The sequence below is a fragment of the Mesorhizobium sp. M4A.F.Ca.ET.022.05.2.1 genome (genome assembly GCF_003998845.1).
Lineage (GTDB): Bacteria > Pseudomonadota > Alphaproteobacteria > Rhizobiales > Rhizobiaceae > Mesorhizobium.
This window is the reverse complement of sequence record NZ_RZOJ01000122.1, coordinates 1-14,851: the sequence shown is the minus strand read 5'-3', so window position 1 is coordinate 14,851 and position 14,851 is coordinate 1. Positions and strand designations below refer to the sequence as shown.

The window sequence follows — 14,851 nt, the reverse complement described above, 5'->3', positions numbered from 1 at the left end:
GTCGGTGAAGGCCAGCAGTCCTTCCCGCAAGCCGGCATCCGGCGAGCCGTTGGCGGGCGCCAGCCGCTCGGCGACGATATGGGTGATGGAATAGTCGCTGCCGACATAGAGCACGTTGATGTCGACATATTTGTCGGAATCGTTCCTGGCCTTGATGTGCATCTCGTCACCCGGCGAGACGCGCGGCACGGTCGAGGCCTGCAGCGGCTCCAGCGCGTCGCCGCCTTGGCGCCTGATCTCGAACTCGACACTGACCTCTTCCGGCCGGTAGTCGGACGCTGCGGCCAGCCTGGAGAGGCCGATGGCGCGGAAGATGGTGGTCAGGTTCCTCGCCGCCGCCTCGGCCAGCTTTGCCCGGTTATCCGGGCGGATGATGATCAGCGGCGGCCTGCCGCCGTCCTTCAGCGTCACGTCGCCGGAAGCCGGCAGGAACCATAGCGCCGGCTTGTCGGTCGCATCGGTGGCCGCGCCGGCAATCGCATTCTCGCGCAGCACCGCCAGCCGTAGGTCGGCTCTCTTGCCGGGCTCGACCAGCTCGACGTGGAATCCGGATTTCTCCCTGGCCGCCAGTTCGTCCAGAACCGAGTTGACCAGCGCGGTCTCCTTGTCGAGGCCGTCGGTCGCCGCCGGGCGCGCCACCACGAGCTTGTAGTCGACGGCGAGTTCGGCGATGCGCGCATAGGCATTGGCCGGGATAGCGGCCAGCGTCAGGGCCGGCTTGCCGTCGAGCTCCACCGGCTTCACCCAAGCCTCGAGGTTCCTGGCCGACTGCACCTCGACATAGCCGAGCGCATCCGACAATTGCGACAGCGCCGATGGCAGGATGGCGAGCTTGCTGCCGGGGGCGAGGCGCTGGAGCAGCCCGGCGCCGATCGTCGCCGCATCGTCCTTGATGACCAGCGGCCATTGCATCACCGCGTGGGTCCTGTCGGTGCCGAAGACGCGGGCGTCAAGCTCGCCTTCGAAGAGCGGCGTCGGCCGCGTGCGGCTGTCGGCCGAATATTGTTGCAGCACCGCCTGGCCGAGCTGGCGGTAGGTGACGTTGGGGTTCTCCGCCAGCTTGGACAGGATGGTGAAGGTGAACAGACCGAAGCGCGGCGCGTCGGCGGTGCCCTTGGGCAGCGGCATCTCCGGCGTCGTCTCGATCGTCTGCGCGGCATAGAAGGCGACCAGCTTGCCCTTCGTGGTCGGTTCGGCGCCGGTTGGCGTCAGGTTGAAGGCGGGCTTGCGCTGGCCGTTCTCGTCGAAGCCGCGCGAGGCCGTCGCCGTGATGTCGTCATAGAGCTTCACCGCAGCCGCCCGCTCGGTCTTGCTGCCGCCGACCAGATCGGCGAACTCGACCTTGCGCTCCAGCTCGTCGTCGACCTCGGCGGCGCGTGTCGCGGTGCCGGAATGGCAGCAGTCGAACACCACCCAGACGAAAGCGCCCTTGTCGCGGATGGTGTCGAGCGCGGCGCCGACCTCATTGTCGACGAGCGCGTTGGGCACGCCGGCCTCACGGTTGACCCATTTCTCGATGTCGACGGGAAGGAAGATCTCGTCGAGGCCGTCGGTCTCGTCGCTGTTGGTCGCCTCGGGCTGCTGCGCGCCATGGCCGGACAGATGCAGATAGACGAAGTCGTCGCGCTTGACCCTGGAGGCGAGGCTGGCCAGCGCCGCCTTGATCGCGGCGTGCGTCGGCAGGCCGGCGGCGCCGTCGACATCCTTGGCAAGCAGGGTGACGTTCTCGGGCGCGAACTTCACCGGGGCCGGGGTGTTCCTCAGCAGGTAGTCGCGCACCAGGCCGGCATCGTTCTTCGGCCCGATCAGCCAGTTCTTCTTCGGCAGGTTCGGATAGTCGGTGCAAGCGACCAGCAGCGCGTAATAGGTGCGCTGGGCGGCAAGCGCACGAAACGACAGCGTGCCGACTGCCGTCAGCGCGGAGGCGCCGGCAAGCAGCGTCCGGCGTGTCAATCTGATCATGGATGCCCCCAAGCCCGATCGAATTCGCAAGCAGCCGCAACCCTCATCGATGATTTTGTCAGTATTTTGAAGGCTGGTTGCGCGATGGCGATGACCAACCACTGAGGCGGTGCCGTCGATGGCGACGGAAACAGTGGCAAAAAAGACGGTTCGTCGCTATCTCAGTGGAATTCAGGCCACTTGCATGCGCAAATGGCGTGCGGACGACGCAAGCTGACTGGAAGCAGGACCATGGCGGCAAGGGATGTGCTGACGAAGAACCAGTTGTGTGTGCTCGAAAAGCTCGAGGCCGCCAGCGGACCGCTTAGCGCCTACATGCTGCTCGACCAGCTGCGCGAACGTGGCTTCCGCGCGCCGCTGCAGGTCTATCGCGCGCTTGACACGCTGGTGAAGTCGGGTTTCGTGCACCGGCTGGAGAGCCTCAACTCCTTCGTTGCCTGCGCCGAGCCGCATGATCACAGCCATTCGATGACCGCCTTCGCCATTTGCGACACATGCGGCCAGGTGACCGAGATGTCCGACCATGATGTCGACCACCGGCTCGACGAATGGGTGCGCTCGACGGGCTTTGCCGCCAAGAAGGCGGTGATCGAGTTCCGCGGCGTTTGCGCCAAGTGCCGGGCCGAGGCCGCCTAGGGTCTATTGTTCTTCAGGCGAGGCCGGCCTGCAAATGGCGGGCTCCTGCGCTTCGGTGCTCACGTACTTCAAGTACGCTCCGCTCCGGTTCTCGGACCCCGCCGTTCTCGGCTCGGCCTGAAACTCAACAAACCCGGGAGCGTATCGCTTCAGTGCTTGGTCGACCAGGCGAACCAGAACGCGACCAGCGCCAGCAGCGCTGAAAGCAGCCGTCGGGCAAATCGCTCCCTGCGGGGATCGTTGAGGAACGGTTCCAGCGTCCCCGCCAGAGCGACGATGACGCCGTGAACAGCGGTCGCGATCGCCACATAGACCGCGCTGAGCAGGACTGTCTGGGAGAGGACCGGCCGTCCGGCATCGACGAAGGTCGGCAGCACGGCGACGTAGAAGACCGCCGCCTTGGGGTTCAAGAGATTGGTGACGAGTCCGCGCATGAAATGCTTGCCGCGCGCGCCGCCGGCGCTCGATACGACGTCCGTTCCCGCGGTCCAGCCCTCCCAGGCGAGGTAGAGAAGGAATAGCACCCCGGCCCAGCGAAGTCCCTCGTAGAACGGCCGCGATGCCTGGATCAGTTCGGCGACGCCGAAGGCCGCGACCGCGCCGACGGTCGCCAGTCCCAACGCGATACCCGCCACCGTGGCAAAGCCGGCGCGGCGTCCTTCGCTGGCGGAAATCAGCGCCAGATAGGTCATGTTCGGACCCGGCGTCAGTTCGATCAGCAGGCATGCGAGCGAGAAGGAAAGGACGGTGGCTGTCGAGGGCGGCAGCAACGCGTTCACATCAATGCGCCTCGTCCCAATTGTCGGCGGCCCGCGCATCGACATGCAGCGGCACCGACATCGACACCGCCGGCATCGGCGCGTTCTCCATCACACGGCGCACGACGGGAAGCGTCGCCTCGACCTCGGCTTCCACCGTCTCGAAGATCAGCTCGTCATGCACCTGCAGCAGCATGCGGGCCGACAGGCCGGCCTTCTCCAGCGCCTCCTCCATATGCACCATGGCGCGGCGGATGATGTCGGCGGCGGTGCCCTGCAGCCTGGCGTTTATCGAGGCGCGCTCGTTGAAGGCGCGGATGGAGGGATTGGAGGCTCTTATCTCCGGATAGTGGATGCGGCGGCCGAAGATGGTTTCGACATAGCCATATTCGCGGGCGTAGGCCTTGGTCGCCTCGATATAGTCGCGGATGCCCGGGAAGCGCTCGAAATATTTCTTGATGTAGGCGCCGGCCTCCTCGCGCGGGATCGATAGTTGGTTGGCAAGACCGAAGGCCGAAATGCCGTAGATGATGCCGAAATTGATCGCCTTGGCGCGGCGGCGCACCTCCGAAGGCATGCCTTCGACCGGCACGTTGAACATCTCGGATGCCGTGATGGCGTGGATGTCGGCGCCGTCGGCGAAGGCCTGCTTCAGCTGCGGGATCTCGGCAACATGGGCGAGCACCCGCAATTCGATCTGGCTGTAGTCGGCAGAGACCAGCTTGTGGCCCTTTTCGGCAATGAAGGCGGTCCTGATCTTGCGCCCCTCGGCGGTACGCACCGGGATGTTCTGCAGATTGGGGTCGGAGGACGAGAGACGTCCAGTTGTCGTCGCCGCCAGTGCGTAGGAGGTGTGGACGCGCTTCGTGTCGGGGTGGATGAAGCCAGGCAGCGCGTCGGTATAGGTCGATTTCAGTTTGGTGAGCTGGCGCCAGTCAACGATCTTGCGCGGCAGTTCATGGCCTTCGGCGGCAAGGTCCTCCAGGAGCTGCGCCGATGTCGACCATTGGCCGGTCTTGGTCTTGGAGCCGCCCGGCAGGCCCATCTTGCCGAACAATATGTCGCCGAGCTGTTTCGGCGAGCCGATGTTGATGCGCTCGCCGACGATGCCGTAGATCTCCTCCTCAACGCGGGCCGCACCCTGCGCCAGCTCTCCCGACAGCCTGGAGAGGATCTGCCGGTCGACGGAGATGCCGCGCTGCTCCATCCGCGCCAGCACCGGCACCAGCGGCCGTTCCAGCCGCTCGTAGACGGAAACCAGGCCCTTGGCGGCAAGCCTGGGCTTCAGCACCTGCCAGAGCCTCAGCGTGATATCGGCCTGCCCGGCGGCGTAGGCGGTCGCGCGCTCGATATCGACCTGATCGAAGCCGACGGCGCTTTTCCCCGATCCGGCAAGCTCCTTCTTGGAGGCCGGGGCATGGCCCAGCCATTTTTCCGAGAGGCCGGCCAGGTCGTGGCCGCCGGACGTGCCGGCATCAAGCACATAGGAGATCAGCATCGTGTCATCGAATGGGCCGATCTCGATGCCGTAGCGGCTCATCACGACGATGTCGTATTTCAGGTCCTGCACGATCTTGAGAACGGACCTGTCCTGCAAGAGAGGCTTCAGCAGCGCCAATGCCTCGCGGACGGGGATCTGGTTCTCCAGCATGCCGCCGCCCAGCAAGTCGCCGGTGCCGCTCTTGTGGACGAGCGGCAGATAGGCGGCGCGGCCGGGCGCGACCGCCATGGACAGGCCGATCAACTCGGCCTGCATCGGGTCGGGCGAGCTGGCCTCGGTGTCGAAGGCGAGGACACCGGCTTCCCGTGCCTCGGCGATCCAGGCCGTCAGCGCCGACGCATCGCGAATGGCGACATAGGCCGACGTGTCGATCTTGCGCGCCGCCGCCTGTTCCAGGCGAAGCGCCGAGAGCAGGGAAGGGGTGTCGCCCTGCGGCGGCGCGTCTTCTGCCCGGATGCCCGGCGCGGGCTTGTCGGCGTCGTTGCCGGCGGGCGTGGACCGTGCTGCCGGCGGCGCGCCGGCTCCGACATCGGGTCCGTGCGCGGTATCGGCGCGCTCGATGGTGACGGCGGCGGCCTGGACGTCGCCGATCTCGGTTCCGGTCGATTCGGCGACGCGGCGGGTCAGCGTGGTGAATTCCATGGTTTTGAGGAAGCCGATCAGCTTCGGCCCGTCCGGCGCGTGCAGCTCGAAGTCGCCGAGCCCCTCGGCGACCGGCACGTCGTTCTTCAGCGTCACCAGCTGGCGCGAGATGCGCGCCTTGTCGGCATTGGTGATGATCGATTCCCGCCGCTTCTCCTGCTTGATCTCGGCGGCGCGCGCCAGCAGCGCGTCGAGGTCGCCGAACTGCTCCAGAAGCTGCGCCGCCGTCTTCGGCCCGATGCCGGGCACGCCCGGCACATTGTCGACCGAGTCGCCGGTGAGCGCCTGCAGGTCGATCATCTTCTCCGGCGGCACGCCCCATTTCTCAATCACTTCGGGGATGCCGATCTGGCGATCCTTCATCGGGTCGTACATGCCGACCGTGGGACCGACCAGCTGCATCAGATCCTTGTCGGAGGAGATGATAGTGGTGTCGCCGCCAGCCTCGCAGGCAAGCCGGCAATAAGTGGCGATGAGGTCGTCGGCCTCGAAGCCCTCCATCTCGATGCAGGGAAGATTGAAAGCCGTGGTCGCCTGGCGGATCAGGCCGAACTGCGGGATCAGGTCCTCTGGCGGCGCCGAGCGGTTGGCCTTGTATTCGGGGTAGAGCTCGTTGCGGAAGGTCTTCGAGGAATAGTCGAAGATGACGGCGAAATGCGTCGGCACCACGCCGACATCGGTGTTGCGGGCATCCTGCATCAGCTTCCACACCATGTTGCAGAAGCCGAGCACCGCATTGGTGGGCAAGCCGTCGGATTTGCGATTGAGCGGCGGCAGCGCGTGATAGGCGCGGAAAATGTAGCCGGAGCCGTCAACGAGGAAGAGATGATCGCCTTTTTTCATGCCGGCAGGGATAGCGCGGCCAGACGGCGCGGTCCATGCCAAAGGCGGCTGAAACCACCGGTTCCGGCAACACCCTGACAGTGGCTGCCGCCGAATGATCCGGCCACTCACGGGCATGTTACAAAAGTGTAATACTGGTGCCCTTGAATCGCCACGTTCACAGACCCAAATATGGGTCATCGGCAGTTTTCGCCGAAGTCCGGAGCAAGGCCCGTCCCCCGCCTATCCCGGACAACTGCGGCAGCCTATCCCCCCTCTCCGGGCTGCCGCAACGTTTCGAGTAAGGCCGCCGTGGTTCCCCCTCCACCACGGCGGCTTTTTTCGTCTTGAGGTCCGACATACCGGTCTGGATATTTTTCCGCAGCCATACGCGCTTGGTCCAACGTTCCCGGCTTTTCGTTTTCGGCTCGCCCCTTTAGGGTCGGCGCAAAATCGAAAGGCCAGAAAATGTCCAGAATCTCCGCCGTCCTCGATCGTCTCGACCAGAATCTCGACCAGAGCCTGGAACGGCTGTTCGGGCTGCTCGGCATCAAGTCGATCTCCACCGACCCGGCCTTTGCCGAGGATTGCCACAAGGCGGCGGAATGGCTGGTGGCCGAGCTGAAGCTGATCGGCTTCGACGCCAGCGTGCGCGACACGCCCGGCCATCCGATGGTGGTGGCGCATCACGACGGGCCAGCGGGCGCGCCGCATGTGCTGTTCTACGGCCATTACGACGTGCAGCCGGTCGATCCGATCGAATTGTGGGAAAGCGATCCGTTCGCGCCGGCGATCAAGGAGATCGAGCCTGGCCGCAAGATAATCACCGGCCGCGGTTCGGCCGACGACAAGGGGCAGTTGATGACCTTCGTCGAGGCCTGCCGCGCCTGGAAGCAGGTGCATGGCGGCCTGCCTTGCCGCATCACCATCCTGTTCGAGGGCGAGGAGGAGTCCGGCTCGCCGTCGTTGAAGCCGTTCCTCGCGGCCAATGCCGCCGAGCTCAAGACCGACTTCGCGCTCGTCTGCGACACCGGCATGTGGGATCGCGAGACGCCCTCCATCTGCGTGTCGCTGCGCGGCATGGTTGGCGAGGAAATCACCGTCAAAGCGGCCGATCGCGACCTGCATTCGGGGCTCTATGGCGGGGCTGCCGCCAATCCGATCCGCATCCTGGCCGGGATCCTGGCCGATATCCACGACAAGGATGGGCGCATCACCATCCCGGGCTTCTATGACGGTGTCGAGGAGACGCCGTCGCAGGTGCTGAAGTCGTGGGAAACGCTCGGCGAGACCGCCGAGAGCTTCCTCGGTCCGATCGGCCTGTCGATCCCCGCCGGCGAAAAGGGCCGCTCGTTGCTCGAACTGACCTGGGCGCGGCCGACGGCGGAGTTCAACGGCATTATCGGCGGCTATACCGGCAAGGGCTTCAAGACGGTGATCGCGGCGGAGGCCTCGGCCAAGGTGTCGTTCCGCCTCGTCCACAAGCAGGACCCGGAGAAGATCCGGGCTGCGTTCCAGGCTTTCGTTCAAGAACGCATCCCGGCTGACTGCTCGGTCGAATTCCATCCGCATGGCGGCTCGCCGGCGATCCAGCTCTCCTACGACTCGCCGTTCCTGGCCAAGGCCAAGGAGGCGCTGTCCGACGAATGGGCGAAACAGGCGGTGATCACCGGCGGCGGCGGCTCGATCCCCGTGGTCGGCGATTTCCAGACCTATCTCGGCCTGGAGTCGCTGCTGGTCGGCTTCGGTCTCGACGATGACCGCATTCACTCGCCCAACGAGAAATACGAGCTCACTTCGTTCCACAAAGGGCAGCGCTCCTGGGCCCGTATTCTCGACGCGCTGACGCGCTGAGGGGTCGAAAGACAAGTTTTTGTTGATTTTTCGTCGGATCGCGGTGAGGACGAAACGAACAGCGCAGGCCGCGATCCGGAGACAATGATGAGCGACATCCGCTTCCACAAGAACGACTTGCCCGACCTGTCCCACTACAATGTCGGGGCAGTGGCCATCGACACCGAGACGTTGGGCTTGAACCCGCATCGGGATCGTCTCTGCGTGGTGCAGATCTCGCCGGGCGACGGCAGCGCCGACGTCATCCAGATCGCGCCCGGCCAGAAGAAGGCGCCGAATCTGGTCAGCCTGCTCCGCAACCGCAGCGTCACCAAGCTGTTCCATTACGGCCGCTTCGACATCGCCGTGCTCTACAACGCCTTCGGCGTCGTGGCGGAACCAGTGTTCTGCACCAAGATAGCCTCGCGCTTGACCCGCACCTATACCGACCGGCATGGGCTGAAGGACATTTGCGGCGAGCTTCTCGGAGTCACCTTGTCGAAGGTGCAGCAGTCGTCGGACTGGGCGGCGGAGACCCTGTCGCCGGAACAGCTCGAATATGCCGCCTCCGACGTACTCTATCTGCACCGGCTGCGCGAGGTGCTGGCCGCCCGGCTGGCGCGCGAGGGCCGCACGAAGGAGGCCGACGCCTGCTTCCGCTTCCTGCCGACGCGTGCCAAACTCGACCTGATGGGCTGGGGCGAGGAGGATATCTTCGCCCATAGCTGACGCCCTCGGAGGACGACATGGCGGAGAGGAAACCGATAGCAACCGCGCCGACCGACGGCTCCAAGGTCACCGTCTACTGGAAGGACGGCAATGGGGTGATCAACGAGTCGATCGCGCAATTTCGCGACGGCGGCTGGTGGACCTATATCGACAGCACCACGCAGAAAAAGGTCGAGCCGACCAGCTGGCGGCCTGCCGTGAGCGACGATGACGACTAGGGGGCTATTGATATTCAGGTGATGCCGGCCTGCAAATGGTGGATTCCTGCGCTTCCGGTACTCACGGACCCAAAAGTCCGCTCCATTGCGGTTATCGGAATCCACCATTTTCGGCTCGGCCTGACCTGAATCTCAACAGCCTCTGGAGCAATTACAGGAAAGGCGGCGCGGATGAGCTGGTCGCTGGCGGGCGGGGTTGCTTTGGCTTAGCCTGAACCCGTTGATATCGAGGCCGATTCGGGGGGCGCGCCCCGGCGTCGCCCTCCTGCTCAGAGGAAAGCTCAATGGGTATCGAAAGCCTTCTCATCTTCATCATCATCGGCGCCATCGCCGGCTGGCTCGCCGGCCTCGTCGTGTCGGGCTTCGGCTTCGGCCTGATCGGTAACATCATCGTCGGCATCATCGGCGCCTTCATCGCCGGCTGGCTGTTCCCGAGGCTCGGCTTTGCCATAGGCGGCGGCATACTCGCCGCCATCATCAATGCCACGCTCGGCGCCATCATCCTGCTGCTGGTGGTCAAGGTGTTGAAGCGAGCGTGAGGCCCGACCGCGAAAGCGCGTCGTGCTGAAACAGAGTCAGGCGACGCGCTTTAGGTCTTTTGTTTTTGTGCATGCCGTTATCCCAAAACCGATGCGCACTTTTTGGTCGAGATGCACTAGAAGGGATGCGCCGTGAAGCAGAACATGCTCTATCTGATCATCGGCGCGCTGCTGGTCGTGGTCATCGCGCTCGGCGTCTATGTCTACCGCGAGCAAACCCGGCCGAAGGGCGTCGAGCTCAAGATCGACGACAAGGGCATTTCGATCCAGCAGAATTGACGAAAGGGTCGGCGCCACCGGCCTTGACGGTGGCGGCGACCCGTGAGGATGGCGGGCAAGGCCACCGCAACTTCGCAACAAGGCTGACGCCGCTAGGAACCGCCGCGCTATTCCCGGCGCTGCGCGAACCCCTGGGCTTTTGCAACCGCCGCGCTACTTCCCTTTCGTGGACCCCGGTTCACTGATTGGCAGATTGGGAGGTTTTCATGGATCGCCGATTATTCTTGACGGGAATGCTGGGCTTGGCGGGGGCGGCCGCAGTCGTCAGCGCGGTTCGGCCCATCAGCGCCGTGGCCGGCATTCCGGACGCGAGAAGCGGTATCCTCGACGAGCTCGAGGCGCAGGACAGGCAGGCCTGGGAGGACGACGGCACCGAAGCGGATCTGCAAACCGTCTCGCATCGCTATTGGCGCCGGCGCAGGAGACGGCGGCGCGCCTGGAGACGTTACTGCCGCACCTACTGGCGGTACGGCCGCCTGCGCAGGCGCTGCTATCGCCGGCGCGTCTGGATCTGGTTCCGGCTTTAGCCATTAGGCGCTGATCCTGCCCCGGCCGGATGGTCGCGCCGGGGCAGGGTGTTTATCGCCGGTTCAAACATGCAGCGCGCCGCCAACGCGCGGCGGATAACAGGACGAGGCGCCAGAAAGCATGGGCAACCGCGGCCGCGACGAGCACCAAGCCGGTGCCTCGCCAAGCATTTGATTATCAATCCTTTTCAAATTCTACCGACTTGACTCGCCCCTAAGGCCACGACCGCCGCAATAGGTCCTACGGATCCTGGCGTAGTGCGTCGATGGCCAGCGGCGAAAGCGCCCCTGAACCTCACCGGACTTGAGAAGAGCTGCTGCAAGCAAGCATCGCGACGTCGCGAGTCGTGAGCCGATTGACAAAACAATCCAAGCCTATCATATGATAGGTAGACTATCGATTGATAGGGAGGGGATCTTGGATCGAGTGAGCTCGGACGCTTCACGGTTGCAGGAGCTGGGTTATCGACAGCAGCTCCGGCGCGGACTCGGCGTCTTTTCGACATTTTCTATCGGCGTTGCCACCGTCGCACCGGTGGTCGGTCTCTATGCGATCTTCGGACTCGGGATGAACCTGTCCGGGCCGATGTGGGTGTGGCTGCTGGTACTGTCCCTGGTCGGCCAGGTGCTGGTGGCAGTGGTCTATGCGGAACTCGCATCCGAGTTCCCGATTGCAGGAGGGCCCTATCAATGGGTGCGCCGGCTGATCGGGCCGGACGCGGGCATCTTCACAGGCCTCATATACCTCGTTGCCGTGTCGGCGGCGCTCGCTACCGTGGCGTTCCTTGCGGCGCCGTGGTTCGCGCAGTTGCTCGGTCTTCAGCCCTCGCCGGGCGGGCACATGCTGCTTTCGTTCTGCGTGCTGCTCGCTTCCCTGCTGGTCAATGCCGGCGGCGTCCAGGTCGTTCGCGTGGCGGTAAACTTCGGCATCGCAGCCGAGATAATCGCTTCGATGCTTATCGGCTCGATGCTGCTGGTGTTCTTCCGAACCCACGATGTCACTGTCCTCTTCAGTTCGATGGGGCTCCGACCTCGCTCGGAGCAGCGCTTGCCACGCTCGCCGTCTGCGGTTGGGCCTTCGTCGGCTTCGATGCGAGCGCGTCGGTCGCCGAAGAGACCACCGGCGCGGGCGCGAACGTCCCACGTGCCATCCTTGCCGCCACGGCGGTCGTTGGCATCGCAGTGGTTTTGGTCGCCGTTGCCGTCATCCTGGCGACCGGCGACCTCCAGGCCGTGATCTCGGGCTCTGAAATGGATCCGGTCACGGCGACGGTGGTCGCCTCGCTGGGTGGTTGGTCGCGGATGCCGTTTCTGGCCGTGGTGGCGATCACCTTTTTCGCCTGCTGCATATCCATGCAAGCCTATCTTGGCCGCGTCATCTTCAGTCTCGCCCGGGATGGCGTGCTTCCGTTCTCCCGGAAGTTGGCTTCGGTCAGCGAAGGCAGAAAGGTTCCGCTGGTCGCCATGACGACCATGACGCTCATCGCCTCGGCCTGCCTGCTTCTCGGCTTCAACGAAGGGGCTGTCGGAACGATGATCAGCTTCGGCACCGCAGGCCTCTATATAACGTTCCTGCTGGTCGTGGCGGCGGCGCTCTACGCCCGCGTCAGCGGCAAGTGGCGCCCCGATGGCTCATTGCGTCTCGGCGCGCTCGGCACGCCGGTCAACGTCGCCGCCTTGGTCTGGCTGCTGTTCGAGACCATCAACATAGCTTGGCCACGCGTCGAACTGGCGCCGCCAAATGCTCCGGTTTGGCAGGTTTGGGCGGCGATCTGGGTCTTTGCGGTCGTTGCCGCGCTGGCTGTGATCTACATCGGCGCGTGGCGTCGCAAGAACCTGGCTGCGGAATAGAAATGGGCATTCTTGGCAAAGGCGGCCTGCTGCTGCTGTCGATGGGAGGCTGCTCCGGTATCCTCATGTATCTGTCGCTCGAGCGCCCGGCAGGCTGGGCATACATCAGAAACTTCGCGCGGCTGCGGCAGGGCCACGTCGACGCTTTGGTGCTCGGCGGCATCTTCCTCGCCGCGGAGGCGACAGGCGTCGTCGACTCTTATGCGTCTTTGGTGTTGCTGGTCACCGGCTTCTATACCGTCATCTCGACGGGTGCGATGGGCTGGTGGCCGGATTTTCCGCAGCGATACAAGGTTGCAGGTGTCGGCGACTTCGCCGCCTTGTCGACTTTCGCTCTTGCCTGGGTCTGGGTCACGGTCCGCGTGCTGACGGGGTGGTAGAATATGACGCGCATCTACATCAGCCAGAGGCCCCCGCACCTTCTCGATCTCGACGCGGGCATCGCCACTGCGAAAGCGGAGATCGAGGCCGCAGCGGCACAAGGCGCCGATCTCGTAGTGTTTCCCGAAACCTGGCTCGGGGGCTATCCGGCCTGGGTTTTCGGGTTAGCCGGCTGGAACGATCCGGAGGCGCGGCACTGGTTCCAGAAGCTGGTGGCCGCAAGCGCCACCGTTCCCGGCGCTCACGTCCAGGCCCTCTGCGACGCCGCGCGTGACAATGGGGTGTGCGTGGTGATCGGCCTCAATGAGCGCGCTCGGCCGAGCGCCGCGCTGCTTTACAACAGCGCGCTTACGATCGACGCAGATGGATCGATCGTATCCGTTCACCGCAAGCTCACTCCAACCCACACCGAACGCCTGGTCTGGACGCCGGGCGATGCGGACGGCCTGCGCGTGAACGAAACGGCGGCCGGGCGGGTCGGCGCGATGGTATGCTGGGAGCATTTCCACCCCATCATCCGCCAGGCCCTGCACGCCGAGGACGAGCAGATTCATGTTGCCCTTTGGCCGGACATGCCGTCGGCGCACCAGCTTGCTTCCCGGCACTACGCTTTCGAGGGGCGCTGCTTCGTCGCAAGCGCCGCGACGTATCTTCCTGTGGAGGCCGTGCCGCCGGACCTGCGGGCGGCCTATGAAAAGGGGACGGGGGGAGACGCTTCGTTTCCCGGAGGATCGGGGGTCATCGGGCCCGATGGCGAATACCTGGTCGGTCCGGTCTTCGGTGACGCGCCCGTCATCTGTGACCTTGACCTTGCGCAGACCATAGCGTTCAAACACGATCTCGACGTAACGGGTCACTACAGCCGATCCGATATCCTGCATTGGGGCGTCGATCGGCCGGGAACGAGGTATGGCGAGCAAGGCAGATCAGACTATCGGAGCAAGTGATCAAAACTGGGATCAGTTCGCGCCAAACGACACCCGGCGACGAATCCTCATGGAAGCCAGCGCGCTCTTCCGCCGCCACGGATATCAGGCCACCTCGACACGACAGATCGCGGCTGCGGTAGGCATCAGGCAGCCATCGCTGTTTCACCATTTCGCAAACAAACAGGCGATACTCGAGGCGCTGTTTTCTCTCAGCCTCGACAATGCGGTGGTCGTCGCGGAAAGGACAGCGAACGCATCTGGATCGGCGGCAGCGAGACTTCATGACTATCTGGTCTGGGATCTCGAGACGCTACTGAGCCTGCCGCTCTCGCTTTCCGAACTCTACAGCAGCGATATATTGCGTGCGCCGGAATTGGCGCACTGGGCCGCCAAGCTCGAATCCCTCTACCTCGCGTTGGAGAAACTTGTCCGCCAGGGCATAGAGGCGGGCGAGTTCGTTGCCACGGATCCGGTGCTCATACGCATCCTGATCGCAAACGTGACGATCGCACACATCCAGTACGCGGACGAACGGCCTGATCGAGATCCCAAGAAGCTGGCGCGCGACGGTGCGCGGTTCGTACTCGCCGGGCTGAGCAACATGCAATCCGCTCATCTTGACGAGTTGATCTCTGGCACACGAAGCCGGACCGTCAGCGGGCAGACGTAGATGTTTCTGCTGGAGCGCTTCGCTGGCGAACGCTCTCCGCCACACATCGGCTACTCGTCGGCGGCAATCGCCAGTTTATGGCTTAGCACTGTCGTCGGTCCCGCAGCGGTAACGGATTTAGAAAATCGTAAGGAATTTCAAAAGCCTGCATAAACCCTGCTTTAACGCGCCCTTAAATCGCCGCATCTAGTCTGCACCCGAGCGCCATTAGCACCGGGATATTAAGCGCAGCGCATGGCGAACCGCAGAGACAGTCGCATCGAACCGAGCTTCGACGGGCCGCCCCAGGCGAAATCCCCGGCCGGGTTCTCGGTGAGCGAGGAGGATCGCGTCGTGCCGGGCAGTCGCAAATCCGCCGCCAGACGCAAACCGGCCAGGAAGTCGTCGCGGCGCGGGCGCGACCGCAGCCGGCGCGGCCTGTTCGGCATTCTCGCCCGGCTGGCCTACTGGTGCTTCGTGCTGGCCATCTGGGGCGGCATCGCGGTGGCCGGCATCGTCGTCTATTACGGCGCCAAGATGCCGGCAGCGACCACCTGGTCGATCCCCGACCGCGCGCCCAACATCAAGATCGTCT

General features: G+C 64.3%; 14 protein-coding genes and 2 pseudogenes. 13 read left to right on the top strand and 3 right to left on the bottom strand.

Translation table 11 applies throughout. The features are described from left to right. Positions 1 to 1,962: caspase family protein (locus EN745_RS15600; protein ID WP_145992040.1), on the bottom strand; the 1,962-nt coding region annotated here is incomplete at its 3' end. 231 nt (positions 1,963 to 2,193) lie between these two features. Between EN745_RS15600 and EN745_RS15595 the strand changes: the two genes are divergently transcribed. After that, the gene (locus EN745_RS15595; protein WP_126058257.1) at positions 2,194 to 2,598 is read left to right on the top strand and encodes a Fur family transcriptional regulator; all 405 of its coding nucleotides are present in this window, start codon (positions 2,194 to 2,196) and stop codon (positions 2,596 to 2,598) included. Positions 2,599 to 2,747: 149 nt separating this feature from the next. On the opposite strand, the gene EN745_RS15590 is transcribed toward EN745_RS15595, so the two are convergent. Next, the gene (locus EN745_RS15590) at positions 2,748 to 3,377 is read right to left on the bottom strand and encodes a LysE family translocator (RefSeq protein WP_245455381.1); all 630 of its coding nucleotides are present in this window, start codon (positions 3,375 to 3,377) and stop codon (positions 2,748 to 2,750) included. A 1-nt stretch (position 3,378) separates the two neighbouring features. Continuing rightward, the gene (gene polA, locus EN745_RS15585) at positions 3,379 to 6,342 is read right to left on the bottom strand and encodes a DNA polymerase I (protein WP_189363061.1); all 2,964 of its coding nucleotides are present in this window, start codon (positions 6,340 to 6,342) and stop codon (positions 3,379 to 3,381) included. Between the two features lie 447 nt (positions 6,343 to 6,789). Here polA and EN745_RS15580 point away from each other — a divergent pair, with 447 nt between their 5' ends. From EN745_RS15580 to EN745_RS15530, 12 genes and pseudogenes are all read left to right on the top strand, one after another. Beyond that, entirely contained in the window at positions 6,790 to 8,175 is a 1,386-nt protein-coding gene (locus EN745_RS15580) for a M20/M25/M40 family metallo-hydrolase (protein ID WP_127421702.1), read from the top strand. Between the two features lie 87 nt (positions 8,176 to 8,262). Then, positions 8,263 to 8,883, top strand: a complete 621-nt coding sequence (locus EN745_RS15575; protein WP_126058260.1) for a ribonuclease D — start codon at positions 8,263 to 8,265, stop codon at positions 8,881 to 8,883. 17 nt (positions 8,884 to 8,900) lie between these two features. Next, on the top strand, positions 8,901 to 9,101 hold the full coding sequence (locus EN745_RS15570; protein ID WP_126058261.1) for a hypothetical protein: 201 nt from the start codon (positions 8,901 to 8,903) through the stop codon (positions 9,099 to 9,101). Positions 9,102 to 9,385: 284 nt separating this feature from the next. Beyond that, a complete protein-coding gene (locus tag EN745_RS15565; protein ID WP_126058262.1) occupies positions 9,386 to 9,640 on the top strand; it encodes a GlsB/YeaQ/YmgE family stress response membrane protein in 255 nt (84 codons plus the stop codon). A gap of 132 nt (positions 9,641 to 9,772) precedes the next feature. Further along, the gene (locus tag EN745_RS15560) at positions 9,773 to 9,919 is read left to right on the top strand and encodes a hypothetical protein (RefSeq protein WP_126058263.1); all 147 of its coding nucleotides are present in this window, start codon (positions 9,773 to 9,775) and stop codon (positions 9,917 to 9,919) included. A gap of 206 nt (positions 9,920 to 10,125) precedes the next feature. Continuing rightward, positions 10,126 to 10,446, top strand: coding sequence for a protamine-2 (modular protein) (locus tag EN745_RS15555; RefSeq protein WP_127421701.1), 321 nt, complete (start codon positions 10,126 to 10,128; stop codon positions 10,444 to 10,446). 382 nt (positions 10,447 to 10,828) lie between these two features. Beyond that, positions 10,829 to 11,395 (top strand): annotated as a pseudogene (locus tag EN745_RS37495) (amino acid permease); the annotation flags it as partial. After that, entirely contained in the window at positions 11,302 to 12,297 is a 996-nt protein-coding gene (locus EN745_RS15550; protein ID WP_281034774.1) for an amino acid permease, read from the top strand. The pseudogene EN745_RS37495 and the gene EN745_RS15550, both read left to right, overlap by 94 nt. Positions 12,298 to 12,299: 2 nt before the next feature. Then, positions 12,300 to 12,677: a hypothetical protein gene (locus EN745_RS15545; protein WP_127421699.1), complete on the top strand. Its 378-nt coding sequence runs from the start codon at positions 12,300 to 12,302 to the stop codon at positions 12,675 to 12,677. A 3-nt stretch (positions 12,678 to 12,680) separates the two neighbouring features. After that, entirely contained in the window at positions 12,681 to 13,625 is a 945-nt protein-coding gene (locus EN745_RS15540; protein WP_127421698.1) for a carbon-nitrogen hydrolase family protein, read from the top strand. Beyond that, positions 13,588 to 14,277: a TetR/AcrR family transcriptional regulator gene (locus EN745_RS15535; protein WP_127421697.1), complete on the top strand. Its 690-nt coding sequence runs from the start codon at positions 13,588 to 13,590 to the stop codon at positions 14,275 to 14,277. Before EN745_RS15540 ends, EN745_RS15535 begins: the two co-directional genes overlap by 38 nt. 234 nt (positions 14,278 to 14,511) lie before the next feature. Continuing rightward, positions 14,512 to 14,851 (top strand): annotated as a pseudogene (locus tag EN745_RS15530) (penicillin-binding protein); the annotation flags it as partial.